Genomic DNA, 17,776 nt, shown 5'->3' with positions numbered 1-17,776 from the left:
GTAATAGTGAAGAGGATACTTTCGTTACTTATTTTTGTGATACCACATATAGTGTTGGCATCAGAAGGTGCTGAAAGTCATGGGCCTGATTATATGGGTCTTTTTTGGAGAATTATTGTTTTTGCAGTTTTTGCCTTTATTTTGGTTAAAGTTTTAAAAAAGCCTTTGAACGATTTTCTGACAAAAAGGACAGCAGATATTGAAAAGGCCATTGCAGATGCTCAAAAGGCTAAAGAGCAAGCAGAAACGGAGTTAAAAGAATACAAATCAAAGCTTGCTCAGATGAATAAAGAGCTTGAAGATATGAAAGAGAGAGCAATGAAATCTGCTGAGGCTGAAAAGGAAAGAATCTTGGAGGAAGCAAGCAACAATATAGACAAATTGAGAAGCTTTGCCGAGAATATGATAGAATCCGATTTGAATAGGGCTAAAGAAGAGTTAAGAAAAGAGACTTTTAGGCTTGCTTTAAAGTTGGCTGAGGAAAAGCTTGGTAACGAGCTTTCTGGTGACAGACAAAAATTATTAATGCAGGAATATATTAAAAAGATAGGAGCGATAAATTGAGAGTCGATATTGTTTCCAAGAGATATGCACAGGCATTTTATGAAACCTTGAAAGAGGGTGGAAAGTTTGACTCTGTTTTTTCGCAGCTGAAAGAGATGGTTGCCGTGCTGCAGGAAAGCCAGGATTTTTTAAACTTTATTAAATCCCCTCTTATAAAAAGGGATGAGAAGGTTTCCTTTTTTGGAAAGCTTAAAAATGATGGGAAGATAACATCCGATTTGTATAATTTTCTTGTATTGCTCATTAATAAGGGGAGAATTTCCCTGCTTCCTGAAATATATGAATATATGAACTTTCTTGATATGGAAGACAAAGGTGAAGTGGTAGCGGAAGTGACCACGGCTTTTGAGGTAAATGACGACATTAAAAATGAAATTAAGGCTTCCTTGGAGAAAGTTTCTGGGAAAAAGGTATTTTTGGATTTGAAAGTTGATAAATCGATTATTGCGGGGCTTGTTGCGAAAATTAAAAGTGTCCAGTTTGATGCGTCTGTAAAAGGTCAGTTAGATAGATTAAAAGATAGTATAATAGGATAAATAAAAAAGGAGTTGCGTGATATGCAAATCAGGGCAGAAGAGATAAGCAAGGTCATTAAAGAACAGATTAAGAATTTTGAACAAAAAGTTCAAATGGAAGAAATTGGCACGGTATTAAGTGCCGGTGACGGTATTGCTAAGGTTTATGGCCTTGACAATGCTATGGCTGGTGAGCTTCTTGAATTGCCGGGCGGAGTTTACGGTATTGTGTTCAACCTTGAAGAGGATAACGTTGGTATCGTTATTATGGGTGAATATACTCATATCAAGGAAGGTGACACAGTCAAAAGGACAGGTAAGATTGCATCTGTGCCTGTCGGTGAAGCACTTATCGGAAGGGTTGTTGACCCGTTGGGGCAGCCTATTGACGGAAAAGGTCCCATCGAGACAAATGAGTATGACGTAATTGAAAAAATTGCTCCCGGTATTGTTGCAAGAAAACCTGTTCACGAACCTTTGCAGACCGGTATCAAAGCTATTGACTCAATGATTCCTATCGGAAGAGGTCAGAGGGAGCTTATCATTGGTGACAGGCAGACAGGTAAGACTGCCGTTGTCTTGGATACTATTATTAACCAGAAAGGTAAGGATGTTATCTGCGTATATGTTGCAATCGGACAAAAAAGATCAACCGTTGCAAGGGTGGTAGATACACTTGAGAAACACGGGGCTATGGATTACACAATAATAGTTTCTGCTACTGCAAGTGACCCTGCGCCATTACAGTTTATCGCACCATTCTCCGGTTGTACGATGGGTGAATATTTTAGAGATAGGGGTAAGCATGCCCTTGTAATATATGATGACCTCTCCAAGCAGGCAACTGCTTACAGGCAGCTCTCACTTCTTCTTAGAAGGCCGCCTGGACGTGAGGCATATCCTGGTGACGTTTTCTATTTGCACTCAAGACTTCTTGAAAGGGCTGCAAAATTAAATGACGAGCTTGGCGCCGGTTCATTGACTGCGCTACCGATTATTGAAACTCAGGCGGGTGACGTTTCTGCGTATATTCCGACAAACGTTATCTCTATTACTGACGGTCAGATTTACCTTGAAAGTGACCTGTTCTATTCAGGTATCAGACCGGCTGTTAACGTTGGTCTTTCAGTTTCAAGGGTTGGTGGTTCTGCTCAGATTAAGGCGATGAAGCAGGTTGCTGGAAGATTAAGACTTGAGCTTGCTCAGTTTAGAGAGTTGGCAGCGTTTGCACAGTTTGGTAGTGACCTTGATGCAGCTACACAAGCTCAGCTTAACAGAGGTGAAAAATTGGTTGAAATCTTAAAGCAAGGCCAATATTCGCCTGTACCGGTTGAAGAGCAGATTATATCAATCTTTGCCGGTGTAAACGGGCTTGTGGATGATATCCCGACAAAGAGTGTTACAAAGTTTGAAGCAGAGTTATTGACATATATTAAGACAAACAAACCTGAAATTTTACAGGAAATCAGAGAGAAAAAGGCTTTGAGTGACGAGCTTACTGCTAAAATGAAAGAGGCTGTTTTAGAGTTTAAAAAGCAGTTTTCTGCTTAAAGGGGAACCTAAATGGCTGGAATGAGGGACATAAAAAGGAAGATAAAGTCGGTTAAGAATACGCAGAAGATTACCAAAGCAATGAAGATGGTATCTGCTGCTAAGATGAGAAAGGCTCAAGAGGCTATGATTGCAACAAAGCCTTATGCATTAAACATAAGGAATGTTGTGAACAATATCGGTGCCAGAGTCAGTGAAGAGGTTCACCCTTTCCTTCAAAAGAAGGGGACCGTGAATAGTATAGGTTTGGTTGTGGTTACCTCTGATAGAGGGCTTTGCGGCGGATTTAATTCCAACCTGATAAAAAAAGTCATCGCCTTTATAAAAGAAAATTCCTCAAAGACGATTAAATTTTACTTTGTAGGAAGAAAGGCATACGATTTTTTCAAAAAGCGTGATTATGAAATATTACAAAAATACACATCCTTTGGTGGCAGAGTTAGATATGATGATGCCATTGAAATGGGAAAAGTTATCGGCGATGATTTTGTGAACGGCGTTGTAGACGAAGTCTATACTATTTACAATGAATTTAAGTCTGTTGCATATCAGGTGCCTAAGGTAGAAAAGATACTGCCTCTAAGCCTTGAACAGACCGACAGTGAGAATGTAATAGATTATTTATATGAGCCATCACCGGAAAGTCTGATAAAAGAGATTCTTCCAAGATATCTCAATTTCTCTCTCTTTAGTGCTATTCTTGAGTCTATTGCCGGAGAGCACGGAGCGAGAATGGCAGCAATGGACAACGCCACAAGGAATGCTGGTGAGCTCATTAAAAAGCTTGAAATTACATATAACAAAGCAAGACAAGCAGCAATTACAAAGGAAATCTTAGACATTGTAAACGGTGCTGAGGCATTAAAATAAAGGAGTGAAGATAATGGCAAATGTAGGAAAGGTAGTCCAGGTTATTGGACCAGTAGTCGATGTAAAATTTGAAAGCGGTAATTTGCCTGAAATTTATAACGCTATTAAGCTCACAAACCCAGTTACAGGTAATGTTGTGGTTTGTGAAGTTGAGCAGCATCTTGGTGAAAAATCAGTAAGGGCAGTTGCAATGACCTCAACTGAAGGTCTTGTAAGGGGTATGGATGCGGAAGATACAGGTAAGCCGATAACTGCTCCTGTTGGAAAAAATTCTCTTGGAAGGATTTTAAATGTTGTTGGGGAGCCTGTTGATAACAAACCTGCAGTTGAAGCCGATGATTTTTGGCCGATTCATAGACCTGCTCCAACACTGGAAGATCAGGATACAGGAAATGAAATACTTGAAACAGGTATTAAGGTTATTGACCTTTTAGAGCCTTATACCAAGGGTGGAAAGACAGGTCTTTTCGGTGGTGCAGGTGTTGGTAAGACAGTTCTTATTATGGAGCTTATCAATAATATCGCTAAGCAGCACGGTGGATATTCTGTTTTTTGCGGTGTTGGTGAGAGGACAAGGGAAGGTAACGACCTTTACCTTGAAATGGAAGAATCAGGAGTTTTGGATAAAGTTGCACTAATTTACGGGCAGATGAATGAGCCGCCCGGAGCAAGGATGAGGGTTGGTCTTACCGGTCTTACTATTGCTGAATATTTCAGAGATGTTGAAGGGCAGGACGTGCTTCTTTTCGTTGACAACATATTCAGATTTACTCAGGCAGGTTCGGAAGTGTCAGCACTTCTTGGACGTATGCCATCTGCGGTTGGTTATCAGCCGACACTTGGTACAGAGATGGGTGAATTACAGGAGAGGATTACTTCTACAAATAAGGGTTCTATTACATCTGTTCAGGCAGTTTACGTGCCTGCAGACGACCTTACAGACCCTGCACCTGCTACGACATTTGCACACCTTGATGCGACTACAGTTCTTTCTCGTCAGATTGCAGAGCTTGGTATCTATCCTGCAGTTGACCCACTTGACTCTACTTCAAGAATGCTTGACCCTAATATTATCGGTGAAGAGCATTACAATGTTGCAAGGGGGGTTCAGGCTATTTTGCAGAGATATAAAGAGTTGCAGGATATTATCGCTATTCTTGGTATGGAAGAGCTTACTGAAGAGGATAAACTTACTGTTGCAAGGGCAAGGAAGATTCAGAGATTCTTGTCTCAGCCTTTCCATGTTGCAGAGCAATTTACCGGTATGAAAGGTAAATATGTGCAGTTGAAAGATACCATCAGGGGCTTTAAGGAGATTCTTGATGGTAAGTGTGACGATCTTCCTGAGCAGGCATTTTACATGGTAGGCGGTATTGAAGAGGTATATGAAAAAGCTGAACAGCTTAAGAAAAGAGGATAATCATGGCTGAAAAGCTAAAATTGGAATTGGTTTCACCTGAAAGGCAGCTGCTTGATATTGAGGTTGATGAAGTGGTTGCTCCGGGTGTGGAAGGTGATTTCGGCGTCTTGCCAGGTCACACCCCGTTTCTTACTGCTTTAAGAGTTGGTGAGCTTGTTTACAAGCAGAATGGGGTTGAGGACTATGTCGCCATTGACAGAGGTTTTTTTGAAGTAGTCAATGACAAGGTGACTGTTTTGGCTGAAAGTGCCGAGCTTGGTCGTGAAATTGACCTTGAAGAAGCTATCAGAAGGAAACTTGAAGCCGAAAAAGCCCTTGAGGCGGCACGTCATGAAGATGAAATGAAATTCAGAAAGGTTGAGGCAGAGTTGAGAAGAGAGCTTTTAAGAGTTTCAGTAGCTGAGAGATATAGAAAATAGATAAAATGGGCCCCGTCAGGGGCCTTTTTCACATATTGATAGGTTCAAAATATCCTGTTTCTTTATTGTAGTTAAATATCTCCCCTTTTTCAATTATGTAATACCAACCGTAAATATTCAATTTTTTTGAGCTGTATTTTTCAGCTATATATGGATAGGTTAAAAGATTTTTTATTTGTTCAATAATGTTTAGCTGCTCGATCATCCACTCTTTGACAGGCAAAGATTTTTCTTTAGCAATTTCATTAAGTTTTTTTAGGGCAGGCAGACCTAAACTTAGCCATTTTTTTACACTTTTAATATTACTGAAATTTTGATTGTAGTAGTTTAAAAGTGAGTTACACCCCCCGCAATTTGAATGTCCGCATACAACAATATTTTCGACATTAAGGACATTTACTGCATATTCAATAACAGCCTGCGTCCCAAAATATTGGTCATCCTCTCTGTAAGGAGGGACAATATTTGCAATATTTCTTAGTAAGAAAAGCTCACCCGGCATTGCATTGGTAATAAGTGTGGGCACAACCCTTGAGTCGGAGCAGCCGATAAAAAGTGTGTGAGGATTTTGTTTGTCCTTTAGATTACTGAAAACATCCGAGTAAGTTTCAAAATCTTCAGATTTGAATTTTACAAGCCCTTGAATAAGTTTTTCCATCTCTTCCCCCTTGATTTTAAGAGTAAATAAATTATAATCGCTGAGCATTTTAAATCAAGTAAACTTAAGCTTATGAGGTAAATTTTATGATAACATTAAAGGATAATTATAAAACAGAGAAGAAAACTTTAGGTTTCTTTAGTAAACATTTCCCTACACTTAAATTTTATTTAGGTCTATTAAAGGTTGTATTTAGTTCGAGCAGTATAGCAAAAAAAGGGAAATACAATGATGATGAATGGGTAAAGAGTAGTTATGATACACTTCAACTTTTGGAAAGTATTGGGTGCGAGATAGAGGTTACGGGTGTCGAAAACTTTGCAAATGAGCCTGACCCTGTAGTATTTATCGGCAACCATATGAGTACTCTTGAGACGTTTATATTACCTTGCCTTATTCATCCTAAAAAACCCGTTACCTTTGTGGTAAAAAAGAGTCTCGTAGAGTACCCTGTATTTAGACATATAATGGTTGCAAGAGACCCGATTGTAGTAAGCAGGGATAATCCGAGAGAAGATTTAAAAACTGTATTAAATGACGGCACGGAAAAATTGAGTAAAGGGGTATCGGTTATTGTGTTTCCACAGACTACAAGGACCCCCGTGTTTGATTCAAAGCAGTTTAACACAATAGGTATAAAGTTGGCAAAAAAAGCCGGTGTAAAAGTTGTCCCCGTAGCCCTTAAGACTGATGCTTGGACAAACGGCAAACTCATAAAGGATTTTGGTAAAATATACCCTGAAAGAAAGGTAAGGTTTGCATTTGGCAAGCCTATGTCAATTACGGGTCGCGGCGATGAGGAACATGAAGCTGTCATATCATTTATAAAGGAGCATTTAAAAAGTTGGGAGCATCCGTATATTGTTAGTTAAATAAGAAGTTTTTTATCCCGGTAAATATAAGTTGTGCAGAAATTGATGCAATAAACAGCCCTGTTATTTTACTTAATATGGCAAGCCCTCGTTGACCTATAATTTTTTCTATTTTGACTGAAGAGAGTAATAATATTCCAATAGCTATAACGGCAAAGAATAACCCTGCGCAGTCTATTAACTTTAAAGTTAAAGATTTATTCTCTGCAGCCATTACAAGGAGGATACCTATTGTCCCCGGCCCGACAGTAACAGGGAGTGCCAACGGGACGACGGCAATATCTTCTTTTTGATTGCTTTGGCTTATAGTTTTCCCTTGGACAAGGCTGACTGAGGATAAAAATAACAACACTCCTGCACCAATCCTGAAAGCGTCGATAGTAATCCCAAAGACCATAAAGATATATTTTCCGAATAGATACATTGTGAAAGTAATTAAGAGGACGGCAAATGTAACTTTGACGGCTGTTTTTTTCCTCTCTGTTTCACTAAAGTCATTTGTCATGACAAGGAATGTAGAAAGGACGAAAAATGGGGTTAATATGAAAAAAAGCTTTAAAAAGACATGGATAAAAGAAGAAAATATTAACCCCATACAAAATTATCCTACCATTTTTAATCTTAGAAATTCTTTAAAGATACATTTATCCATAATAATAGGGATATTATTTTCATCGGCAATCTTTTTTGCCTCTTCGCTGTAGACCTCTTCTTGCAACCAGATAAATTTTGCTCCCTTTTCAACAGCTTCTCTAACAATTTCAGGGCATGCTTCACTTTTTCTAAATACATCTACCAAGTCAGGGGTAACAGGGACATCTTTTATACTTTTATAAGCCTTGACACCTAAGACTTCATCTTCGGTTGGATTTACAGGATAGCAGTTATACCCTTTCCCCATTAGAAATTTCATAATACCGTTACTTGCCCTTTCAGGTTTGTTTGAAGCGCCTACAATTACGATATCTTTAGCATTTTTTAAAAATTCCTTAAGAAAATCGTCTGTTATATTATTCATAAGTAATATCCTCCTTGTAAAATGTCGATAAGTGAAATATAATATAAAAATAAGGAGAAAGCAAATGATTCAGGGTTTATATTCGGCGTTAAGTGCGATTGTGGCGGGTGATAACAGGATTTCCCTTACCGCCAATAATATCGCAAATGTAAACTCCACCTCGTATAAGTCACAATATTCGGTTTTGTCTGAGCTTTCAAAAGGGGGAGTAAAGGTAATTTCTGTCAATAGCGATAAATCTCAAGGCTATCTTATCCATACGGGTAGAAATCTTGACCTTGCAATAAACGGAAACGGCTATTTTAAAGTTTACGGTGAAAACGGTGAAAATCTCACGAGAGAAGGCAATTTTTATCTTGATAAAAACAGAGAGATAGTAAATGCAAATGGGGAGAGGCTTACCGACGGGCTCAATCTAAACAATAATGATGAAATAAGTATAGATACCAAAGGGAATCTGTTGGTAAACGGGCAAAAAGTGTTTAAAATAGATATTTTTAGCGACAACGATAAACCTGTCCCGGAAAATTCTTATGAAATAATACCTGGCTTTCTTGAGGCTTCAAATGTTGACTTAGCCAAGGAGATTGTTAACAATATAGTAGACCTGAGATATGTGCAGGCAAACACCAAAACCATTAAAACAACAGATGAAATGTTGGGATATATTTTGGATATCAAATCTTAAACTATAAAAATACAAGATGCCAAATAGATGAATTTTAAAAATACGATTCTTATTATTTTTTCAGCGATTCTGACATTTTCGGCATTATATGCACCTCAGCCTCTATTGCCAATACTTTCAAAAGAGTTTAACCTTTCTGCTTCCACATCAGGTCTTATAATAACTTTTACCCTTATTCCACTTAGTTTTTCACCGTTTTTATACGGGATAATATTGGAAACCGTATCGGCGAGGAAGATAATCTTGATGGCACTGCTTCTTTTGGGGTTGAGTGAAATAATGTTAGGGTTTGCGGTAAGTTTTTATCAGATACTTGGCATAAGGCTTTTTCAAGGGGTTTTAATTCCTGCAATTTTGACGTCCCTTATGACATATGTTTCCAAACTTTCAAATGCTGAAAATATCCAAAGGGTTATGTCGATTTATATCGCTTCAACCATTGTGGGCGGGTTTGCAGGTAGGGCGATTTCAGGGCTGATATCTTATGTTTTTAATTGGCGGATTAGTTTCCTGTTTTTGGGAGTATGTCTGATTATTCTTGTATTTTTTGTGAAATCCCTTGAAAAGGATGTAACTCTTAGCGTTACCAGACCAAAGTTTAGCGATATTCTTGTAGTGCTTGAAGACAAGAAATTTTTGGTAGTATTTATATCTATTTTTCTTTCATTTTTCTGTTTTGCAGGTCTTTTAAATTACCTGCCCGACCACCTTTCAAAATTGAGCAGTAAATCTAATGAGCTAAAAACAGGGCTTGCGTATTCGGGGTATTTAATGGGGGTTGTGGTAAGCCTTTTGTCCGTAAAAGTTATAGCATTATTAGGGTATAGAAAATCCCTTATCTTAGGTTCGACAGTTTATATAATGGCTCTGCTGCTATTTCAGATGGACAATTTACTGTGGATATATATCAATATGTTTATCTTTTGCGGCGGGATGTTTATGCTCCACTCCGTTGGGTCTGGGTTTGTGAATAAAAATGCAGATAAAAATAAGGGGATTGTAAACGGCATGTATGTATCCTTTTATTATTTCGGCGGAATTATCGGATCATACCTGCCAGGGCTTATCTATGAAAAATACGGGTGGAGTAGCTTTTTGATACTATTATCTTCAATGGCAGGAGTAATTTTGCTCTTAAATCTATTTGCGCACAAAAAGTTAATATAGAAAAAATTGCATATTGTATACAAAAAAGTCTTTACAAATAAATTTCTTTATTTAAAATGATACATAGCATGGTTGGAATATTCAAATATGGTGAAAAATGCTTGAATTAAAAGTACCTTTTGATTTACAAAAGATAAAAGAGACCGCAAAGGCTGGCAACTGGGAAGATATCGTCATTAATTTTGACCGCTATGATGAAACAGCGGTAATAAATCTTAGCAACATTCTGATGTTTTTATCCCTTGCCTTTAGATACCCCGATGTAAAAGTATACAGCAGGCTTAAAGAGTCTGTTAGATATTTTGACGATTTTTTTGAAGAGTATACAGGTCAAAAGCTTATTCTTGACAAGGTTGATGATATGCAGGTGGAGTATACAAGACTTTTTGTGACAAATAAGGACGGCGTGCCTGCAAGCCCTTATGCTTCGGTTTATCTCACCGATGAAGGTTTGTTATACAGCGATTATCTGATAAAGCTTAAAGATTTGATGATAAAAACAGGTTTTGAGCTGAAAGAGGAATGCAAAGACCTGGAAGACAATATTTATATAATGCTTGAATATATTTCCATAATGATTGGCAGACTCAATGTGGATGGTATAAGCGCTGCCAAAGGATTTTTTCTTGTATCGTACGGTTTAGTATTGCCAATGTGTGAGAAATTTTGTAAAAATATTATCGAGCACGCAAGGATTGATTTTTACAAGGTGCTCGCAATGGGGCTGCTGGAGTTTATTAATGACCTTGATGGTATTGTGGAAGAGGTATTTTGTGAATAGCTTTTATTATAAAGTCAATATTGGTTATTTTGAATATATAAATAAAACAAGGCACATTAGCCAAATATAAGGAGGCATGTATGAAAAAGAAACTTTTTACAGCTTTGGTTTTAGCAACAATTGCAATTTTTGCGGTTACTTCAGCTTACGCTGCTGGTGATGCAAGAAAAGGTAAGAGAGTATGGAAAAAAAGCTGTCGTCTTGCTTGTCATGACGGCTCAAAAGCAGGTGTAGCTGCACTTAGCCCTGTGTCAAAGACTCAGGCTCAGTGGAAAGCAGCATTGCCAAAGATTAAAGAGTGCTCAGCAAAAGCTGGACTTAGCGACAAGGACGTAGAAGATATGTTTGAATATCTTCACAGCCACGCTCTTGACTCTGACCAGCCAGAAACTTGTGGTTAAGATTGGTTAATTAAGGGGGTTTTCCCCCTTTGTTTTAATTTTGATAGCCTACTTATAAGGTAGGTAAAATTTATTAATTATGGAGGTTTCGATGAGAAAACTTTTAAGTGTAATTTTAGGGGTTTTATTGGTTTCAACTTTTGCGTTTGCTGATTCTGAACTTGATCAGCTGAGAAAGCAGATTGCAGACCTTCAGACTCAGGTAGACACTATGAACAAATTTGTGTCCAAAAACACAAGACACACTGCAACAGACAAGCTTTCTATCAGTGCAGAGTTTATGACAAGACTTGACAGCACACAGTACAAAAACGTAAGGGCATTGCCTGAATTTGCTAGTGATATGATGGGGTTATGGTTGGCTGATAGTCTTGCTCAAACTGATGGCGATGTTACAGACGGAGTTACTTCAACTGCATGGGATAGTAATGGTGATGGTTTTAATGATGCGTTTATGTCAAACTATTACGCTGATTTTGGCCAGGTTATGATGAATCCTCAAATTGTTGGTATGTTAATGAGTATGGGAGCTCCAGATCCAACTACTGATCAGGGAGGATATCAGGCTTTTGCTATGAACACTTTTGCTGGTATGTTATCTTCCCGTACTGTTCCTGCCCAATATTTAGATGCTCTTAAAACAACTTTTGGTGTTATCAAACCCAAGAAATACGACACTAACAACGATTTCATGCTTACTAACAGACTCAGATTAAGACTTTCATCCAAAGTGAATGAAAATCTCTCTTTCAGCGGCCGTCTTACAATGTTCAAGACTTTTGGAGATTCTACACCTTTCCACTTCTTCAACGGCACAATGGGGAGTATGGCACTAGATGCAAACTCTGCTCAGGTGCCAACAGATGATACTTTAAGGGTTGAAAGAGCTTACTTTGTGTATAAAAACAGCATCGGTGATGTTCACTGGCATTTCTCTTTTGGTCGTCGTCCTGCTGCTTACGGTTATGGTATGGAAAACCATGAAAATGCAGTGCTTGGCGGCTCACCTGCAGGTACAATCATTCAGATGAACTTTGATGGTGGTTCATTAGGATTTGACCTTGCTGATTTGACAGGTATCCCAGGGCTTAACGTTAAATTCTGCTATGGTCAGGGCTACGAAGGTGGCTACGGCACGCTCAACTCTATGAATGCACAGGCTGATGTAAATGATGTTCATTTCTTTGGTGCTATCGTTAAGCTTTTTGATAATGAGGACTACAAAGTCATTTACAACTGGGCTCACGGTTACGGCTTGACTGACGGATTTATCGGTACTGCAGTATTTCCATTCTATGTGTCAGGTAATGATTACAATCTTGATGGACAATACGATGAATACACTTTAAATCCTAACTATGGCGGATTTGTTTCACGTGTTGAGCCTATGAGCGAAGTTGGTAATATCGACCTTCACTCTATCATAGCTCAAGGTTATACATTTGACTTTAGCTGGTTTGCTTCATACTCTATGAGCAAGACTGATCCTACTAACAGATCAGCTAATCCAATGTATCAGTTCATGGGCATGGATCAGATGATGGACGGTACAGGTCATATGTATTGGCTTGGTGTTATGACACCTGAATTGCCATTCTTGGGTGGTAAACTTGGTGTTGAATACAATCACGGTACAAAGTACTGGCAGCCATTTATCCTTACTTATGATGCTCAGAAACTTGCTACTCGTGGTGATGTATATGAAGTATACTATCATCAGCCAATCGTTGGTAACAACTTCTTTGCTACACTTGGCTACATCCACTATGATTACGAATACACTAACAGTGGTAACTTTATGGGTGAGCCTGTTAAGATTGAAGATGCTACAGCTTTCAACACTTTAATGCCTGTAGTTGACAAGGTTGATCAGTTCTACCTTAAGATGACATACAGATTCTAATCTGAATCAGATTATTATTAAAAAGGCCGGTGTTTGCCGGCCTTTTTTTTATTATTTAGACAATGCTTGCAAGTCGCGATGCAAAAATCCGTTTGCAAGTTTCACTCAAAGTCTTATAAGGCTTTTTTTAAAAGACACCAGATTGTATATTTATTCCAAAAAATATTGACATCTACAACAAAATATCTAACCCCGAACTTAGAACTTAGAACTTAGAACTTAGAACTTAGAACTTAGAACTTAGAACTTAGAACTTAGAACTTAGAACTTAGAACTTCTTTTTCACATACAATACCTTTTTTACCCTTGCTATCAGGTTTTCCTCACCATCAATAATCTTTAAAGTAAATTCCGGATAATATTTATCTCCGTTTGCGGTTTTATCTTTTATCTCATTTATAATTTCATCTGTTATTGCGACAGTGCAATAGACCTTTTTCTTTGTTGCTTTTACAAAATCTATTTCAGCAGACTTATCCCACACTATATAATCTCTACCAAGAGAATTCATCAACAATAACATAATATGCGGGTCAGTCATCGAGTAAAGACTGCCACCAAAATGAGTGCCTACAGCATTTCTGTTATACCAACGAAGCACCATCGATACTTTTAACTCTTTCCAATCTTCCCTGATATATTCTATTTTAACTCCTGCTCCGACATATGGTGGATAGATATTTAGTAAAAATTTCATCACTTTTGGTGAAAAATACACAAAGTCCCCCTTAAAATTTTTGAAGATTATTACGATATCAGTGATAATTGTCAAATAGTTTTGATTTACTAAAGCGGATTAATGCAAAATTTACGATTAAGTAACACATTAATAGCCTTGCTTTTTAAAACAATAGATATATGTTACTTATACAGTATGAATTAGAAGGAGGAAGATATGACAAAGGTATATGTTGTATTTTATAGTTTATATGGACATGTTTATAAATTAGCTGAAGCAGTTAAGAAAGGTGCTGAATCGGTTGAAGGTGTCAGTGTTAAGCTACTGCAGGTGCCTGAGCTTATGAGTGAAGAGCAGATAAAAAATGCCGGAGCATTTGATGCCAAGGAGAGTTTTTCACATATCCCTGTGGCAAATGTATCAGATTTAGCCGATGCGGATGCAATCATCTTTGGGACACCTACAAGATTTGGCAATATGGCTTCCCAAATGAAAAATTTTATAGACCAGACAGGGAGCCTTTGGGCAAAAGGTGCATTGATAGGCAAAATTGGTTCTGTGTTTACTTCCACCGCTTCACAACATGGCGGCCAAGAGACTACATTGACGAGCTTTCATACAGTGCTGCTTCATCACGGTATGATAGTCGTAGGTGTACCTTATTCGGAGCAAAGGTTACTTAATATGAAAGAGATTACCGGCGGCACACCTTATGGTGCCACCACGATTACTGACCACGATGGCAGCAGAGTGCCAAGTGAAAATGAACTTGCAATAGCAGAGTTTCAGGGGCGCCATGTTGCAGAAGTAGCAAAAAAACTAAAATGTTAAGACAATTATTCATCAATAAGGATGAATGCTTTTTAAATTAAAAGATTATGTTTATAATTTTTAACAATTTGTAAATAAATGAACAGATAGGTTGACAAGATTTTTTTTTATGTGGTATATTTTATTATATTTCAGGAGGTGGAATATGAAAAGATTTTTATTAGCATTATTTTGTTTGATGGCTTTTAGCTTTAGCGTATTTGCTGAGGCAAACCCTGTTGCTGACAACAGCAAAGCGATGGTAAGTGCTGCAAAGCAAATGGTTAAGGAGATAACCCCTCAGGAGCTTATGGACTTAATTAAAGGCAAGGCAAATTTTGTGCTTATCGATGTTAGGACAAAGGAAGAGGTGCCCGCAGCAAAAATTGAGGCTAAAGAGTATTACAATATTAGCAGAGGTTTGATCGAATTTATGCTACCAAAGATGAATATCCCGACTGATAAGCTCATTGTTACTTATTGTAAAGTTGGCGGTAGAGGGGTATTAGCCGCAGAAACATTAAAAAGGTTGGGTTATCAGAATGTTGTAAATCTTAAAGGTGGTATAAAAGGATGGATTGAGGCAGGTTTTCCTGTAACTAATCCGCTTGGAACATTTAAAATGGTTCCATATGAACTTACTGGGTGTGCTGAATAATAATTTTAAGGCGGCTTAGCCGCCTTTTTTGTTATGAATTTTTTCTTTTCACTTTTCTAAAAAAATAATTATATTTCCCTTGAATGGCATCAGTTTGTGTGATATTTTCTGTTAGGAGAAGATTATGGGAATTGATCATGAAATTTTGCTTGAAGTAGGCACAAATGAATTTGAAGTTGTGGAATTCATTATTAGAGGTGAAAAAGAGCATTATTTTGGTATTAACGTAGCAAAGGTTAGGGAGATTATCCTTTTTCCCGAAATTGTTAGAGTGCCGGATTCCCATCCTGCAGTTATAGGCACAGCAAATGTAAGACAAAAGCTTATCCCTATTATTAATCTCTCTTATTGGCTCAATATAAAGCATGATTATGACCCCAAAAAATCAAAAGTTATAATTACATATTTTAACCATCAATATAACGGGTTTGTTGTGGATGATATAACAAGAATTCATCGAATTACCTGGGCGGATATAAATGACTATGCTTCAATTAGTGATATAAACTTGGCTGAGTCTGTGTTAGGTGTGGTGAATATTAATGACAGACTTGTGCAGCTTTTGGATTTTGAAAAAATTGTTGCGGAGATTAATCCTTTAACTTCTATGCACAATGTTGAAATTGATTACACAAAGCAGAATCTAAGACGTGGTAAAAAGATATTTTTGGCCGAAGATTCAGATGTTATTCGTAAACTTCTGAAAAATAACCTTGAAAAAGCAGGGTATAGTGTTAAGGCATTTGAGAACGGAAAGTTATTGTTGAATGCTTTAACTAAAGAGGTGCCGGATATTATTGTTACCGACTTGGAGATGCCTGTAGCTGACGGGACATTTTTGATAAGAAAGGTGAGAGAGTCAGGTGAACTAAAAAATCTACCGATAATAGTGTTTTCCTCCCTTGCAAGTGAGGAAAATGAATTGAAAGTATTGGGGATTGGTGCCAATGAGTTTATCGGTAAGCCTGATTTGGGAATTGTTATAAATGCGATAGATAAATATGTAATATAGGAGCTGTTATGAAAAAGGGGATAGTAACATTTGTTTTACCTTTTCTTTTTATTGCCTGTGCTCAGGATAATCAGGCGATAAAGCAGAGTATAAGTAATCTTAATGAAGAAATTATCAATCTACAAAAATCTATAGCCGATATGAAAGTAAATGTTGATGAGCTTGACAGGAAAATCAGTATTAACGAGGAAAAGATAAACGGCAACTCAAAGGCAATTGCACAGGTCAGAAATGATATGTCATACGTTACAAATGAAGTGACAATTATGAAGACTAAGGTGGATAGCGTTTCAAAATCTGGCAATATGCAAAATACAAACGTTAATAATTTAAACCAAACGAAATCGCAGGCCGGCAATAATGAAAATCAGATAATTGTTATCGAGGATAACTTTTCCGATAAATCAAGTCTTTACTCATATGCTTATGAGCTTTTTAATTCGGGAAAACTATTTGAAAGCAAAAAGAAGTTTGAAGAATTTTTGGCTCTGTATCCAAATGATGATTTGTCTGATAATGCAATGTATTGGATTGCAGAGATACACTATTCAAATAATGAATATCAAGAATGCATAGATACATTGACTAATTTGATACAAAAATACCCGGATGCAAACAAAGTGCCTGATGCTTATCTCAAAATTGCTTTGGCAAAAAAAGAGATGGGGGATATTCAAGGGGCTAAGGATACACTAAATAAACTAATCTCTTTGTATCCCGACAGCGACGCAGCTAAGACTGCCAAGAGCAGATTGCAAGGGTTGGAGTAGATTATGAAAAAAATATTATTATCTTTAAGTTTGGCTTTATTTGCGTTTAACGGTTTTACACAAGATGTGCATGTAGTAAAAAAAGGTGATACCCTTTGGGATATTTCTGAAAAATATTATAAGGATAACTTTAAGTGGCCGTTAATATGGAAGTATAATGTCCATATTAACAATCCTGACCTCATTTATCCAAAAGAGAAGCTGAATATACCTGTTATCGTAAATGATGGTGAAGTGCTGAAGTTGACAGATGAAGCTACCTTTAAAATTGGCGATTCAACTAAAAAAGGGGTTGAAGCAGCTGCCGGCACTGTAGCGAATAAAGAAAGTGCTAATATTGCCAATGTAGGTGCAAGTAAGGTTGTAAAATTAAGTGATTATGAATTAGTGTTGAAAAAACTGCCATCCGAAAAGGTAATAGCTACTCAAGAGGGTAAATATTTTGTGTCAGATGGGGATATTTTAAGAGTGAGTATTGCCAAAGAAAAGTTTGCTGAAGGTCAGGAAATTACTTTTCTAAGACATTTGGAAAGCTTTGAAAACGGCGAGCTATTGAAAATAGATGGCTATGGTATTGTAGAAAAGGTAGAAAAAGACAATGCAGTTGTGAGAGTAAAAAAGGCTTTTGACTCCATCAGCAAAGGGCTCTATGTCAAAGCTAAAAAAGATGAAGATATGATGAAAGTGTCCGACCAATTTGTTGAAGTAAGGTCAAACAGAAAAGGTAAAGTGGTATACCTTTCTCAATCTATGACAATTTCCGGTGACGGGTATAGGATAGTTTTTGATAAAGGGTTAAAAGACGGAATAAAGCAGGGTGATATTGTAGAAGTCGTCCGTATCAAGAGTGACGGCGGATTTTACAGAGAGGTTAGAGTTGGAGAAGCTCAAGTGCTTTATGTAAATGAAGATTATGCTACTGCGGCGATTTTAAGCAGCACTCTTGAGATAACAAGGGGTGATGAAGTCAAGCTCGTAAAAGTAGCTGTTTATTAATATAAATATTTTACTTGTTGCTAT

General features: G+C 37.5%; 21 protein-coding genes. 17 read left to right on the top strand and 4 right to left on the bottom strand.

Features of this window, described 5'->3' with window-relative positions; translation table 11 throughout:
• Window positions 1-6 precede the first annotated feature (6 nt).
• The 6 genes from LF845_RS01515 to LF845_RS01490 are packed head-to-tail and all read left to right on the top strand — an operon-like array spanning window position 7 to window position 5,339.
• Complete coding sequence (locus tag LF845_RS01515; RefSeq protein WP_242819222.1) at window positions 7-564, top strand: ATP synthase F0 subunit B; 558 nt, start codon at window positions 7-9, stop codon at window positions 562-564.
• The gene (gene atpH / locus LF845_RS01510; protein WP_242819221.1) at window positions 561-1,100 is read left to right on the top strand and encodes an ATP synthase F1 subunit delta; all 540 of its coding nucleotides are present in this window, start codon (window positions 561-563) and stop codon (window positions 1,098-1,100) included. The genes LF845_RS01515 and atpH overlap by 4 nt, the downstream gene beginning before the upstream one ends.
• A 21-nt stretch (window positions 1,101-1,121) precedes the next feature.
• Window positions 1,122-2,630 (top strand): F0F1 ATP synthase subunit alpha, encoded by a 1,509-nt coding sequence (atpA, locus tag LF845_RS01505; protein ID WP_242819220.1) that lies wholly within the window; start codon window positions 1,122-1,124, stop codon window positions 2,628-2,630.
• Between the two features lie 12 nt (window positions 2,631-2,642).
• Complete coding sequence (gene atpG, locus LF845_RS01500) at window positions 2,643-3,500, top strand: ATP synthase F1 subunit gamma (RefSeq protein WP_242819219.1); 858 nt, start codon at window positions 2,643-2,645, stop codon at window positions 3,498-3,500.
• A 13-nt stretch (window positions 3,501-3,513) separates the two neighbouring features.
• Window positions 3,514-4,920 (top strand): F0F1 ATP synthase subunit beta, encoded by a 1,407-nt coding sequence (gene atpD / locus LF845_RS01495; protein WP_242819218.1) that lies wholly within the window; start codon window positions 3,514-3,516, stop codon window positions 4,918-4,920.
• A gap of 2 nt (window positions 4,921-4,922) precedes the next feature.
• Entirely contained in the window at window positions 4,923-5,339 is a 417-nt protein-coding gene (locus tag LF845_RS01490) for a F0F1 ATP synthase subunit epsilon (protein WP_242819217.1), read from the top strand.
• Between the two features lie 28 nt (window positions 5,340-5,367).
• On the opposite strand, the gene LF845_RS01485 is transcribed toward LF845_RS01490, so the two are convergent.
• The gene (locus LF845_RS01485) at window positions 5,368-5,997 is read right to left on the bottom strand and encodes a carbonic anhydrase (protein WP_242819216.1); all 630 of its coding nucleotides are present in this window, start codon (window positions 5,995-5,997) and stop codon (window positions 5,368-5,370) included.
• Between the two features lie 86 nt (window positions 5,998-6,083).
• On the opposite strand from LF845_RS01485, the gene LF845_RS01480 reads away from it, so the two are divergent.
• On the top strand, window positions 6,084-6,869 hold the full coding sequence (locus LF845_RS01480) for a lysophospholipid acyltransferase family protein (protein WP_242819215.1): 786 nt from the start codon (window positions 6,084-6,086) through the stop codon (window positions 6,867-6,869).
• Here the strand turns inward: LF845_RS01480 and LF845_RS01475 are convergent.
• Both LF845_RS01475 and LF845_RS01470 read right to left on the bottom strand, forming a co-directional pair.
• The gene (locus tag LF845_RS01475; protein ID WP_242819214.1) at window positions 6,862-7,464 is read right to left on the bottom strand and encodes a MarC family protein; all 603 of its coding nucleotides are present in this window, start codon (window positions 7,462-7,464) and stop codon (window positions 6,862-6,864) included. The two genes, LF845_RS01480 and LF845_RS01475, sit on opposite strands and share 8 nt — an antisense overlap.
• A gap of 6 nt (window positions 7,465-7,470) precedes the next feature.
• A complete protein-coding gene (locus tag LF845_RS01470) occupies window positions 7,471-7,887 on the bottom strand; it encodes a CoA-binding protein (RefSeq protein WP_242819213.1) in 417 nt (138 codons plus the stop codon).
• 64 nt (window positions 7,888-7,951) lie between these two features.
• Between LF845_RS01470 and LF845_RS01465 the strand changes: the two genes are divergently transcribed.
• The 5 genes from LF845_RS01465 (at window position 7,952) to LF845_RS01445 (ending at window position 12,827) form a co-directional block, all read left to right on the top strand.
• On the top strand, window positions 7,952-8,575 hold the full coding sequence (locus LF845_RS01465; RefSeq protein WP_242819212.1) for a flagellar hook-basal body protein: 624 nt from the start codon (window positions 7,952-7,954) through the stop codon (window positions 8,573-8,575).
• Window positions 8,576-8,602: 27 nt separating this feature from the next.
• Window positions 8,603-9,742, top strand: coding sequence for an MFS transporter (locus LF845_RS01460; RefSeq protein WP_242819211.1), 1,140 nt, complete (start codon window positions 8,603-8,605; stop codon window positions 9,740-9,742).
• Between the two features lie 97 nt (window positions 9,743-9,839).
• Window positions 9,840-10,523, top strand: a complete 684-nt coding sequence (locus tag LF845_RS01455) for a TorD/DmsD family molecular chaperone (RefSeq protein WP_242819210.1) — start codon at window positions 9,840-9,842, stop codon at window positions 10,521-10,523.
• Between the two features lie 80 nt (window positions 10,524-10,603).
• Entirely contained in the window at window positions 10,604-10,924 is a 321-nt protein-coding gene (locus LF845_RS01450; RefSeq protein WP_242819209.1) for a c-type cytochrome, read from the top strand.
• A 91-nt stretch (window positions 10,925-11,015) separates the two neighbouring features.
• Window positions 11,016-12,827, top strand: coding sequence for a DUF3373 family protein (locus LF845_RS01445; RefSeq protein WP_242819208.1), 1,812 nt, complete (start codon window positions 11,016-11,018; stop codon window positions 12,825-12,827).
• Between the two features lie 268 nt (window positions 12,828-13,095).
• Here the strand turns inward: LF845_RS01445 and LF845_RS01440 are convergent, their stop codons facing one another.
• Window positions 13,096-13,545, bottom strand: a complete 450-nt coding sequence (locus tag LF845_RS01440; protein ID WP_242819207.1) for a DUF4442 domain-containing protein — start codon at window positions 13,543-13,545, stop codon at window positions 13,096-13,098.
• 177 nt (window positions 13,546-13,722) lie between these two features.
• Here LF845_RS01440 and wrbA point away from each other — a divergent pair, with 177 nt between their 5' ends.
• The 5 genes from wrbA (at window position 13,723) to LF845_RS01415 (ending at window position 17,752) form a co-directional block, all read left to right on the top strand.
• Complete coding sequence (gene wrbA / locus LF845_RS01435; RefSeq protein ID WP_242819206.1) at window positions 13,723-14,337, top strand: NAD(P)H:quinone oxidoreductase; 615 nt, start codon at window positions 13,723-13,725, stop codon at window positions 14,335-14,337.
• A 145-nt stretch (window positions 14,338-14,482) separates the two neighbouring features.
• Window positions 14,483-14,974: a rhodanese-like domain-containing protein gene (locus LF845_RS01430; RefSeq protein ID WP_242819205.1), complete on the top strand. Its 492-nt coding sequence runs from the start codon at window positions 14,483-14,485 to the stop codon at window positions 14,972-14,974.
• 124 nt (window positions 14,975-15,098) lie between these two features.
• A complete protein-coding gene (locus LF845_RS01425; protein ID WP_242819204.1) occupies window positions 15,099-15,986 on the top strand; it encodes a chemotaxis protein CheV in 888 nt (295 codons plus the stop codon).
• A gap of 8 nt (window positions 15,987-15,994) precedes the next feature.
• Entirely contained in the window at window positions 15,995-16,756 is a 762-nt protein-coding gene (gene ybgF, locus LF845_RS01420) for a tol-pal system protein YbgF (RefSeq protein WP_242819203.1), read from the top strand.
• A gap of 3 nt (window positions 16,757-16,759) precedes the next feature.
• Complete coding sequence (locus LF845_RS01415) at window positions 16,760-17,752, top strand: LysM peptidoglycan-binding domain-containing protein (protein ID WP_242819202.1); 993 nt, start codon at window positions 16,760-16,762, stop codon at window positions 17,750-17,752.
• Window positions 17,753-17,776: the final 24 nt, after the last annotated feature.

It is taken from the genome of Deferrivibrio essentukiensis (genome assembly GCF_020480685.1).
GTDB lineage: Bacteria > Chrysiogenota > Deferribacteres > Deferribacterales > Deferrivibrionaceae > Deferrivibrio > Deferrivibrio essentukiensis.
Note: the sequence above shows the minus strand (reverse complement) of the source record. Positions and strands in the feature narration are given on the sequence as shown.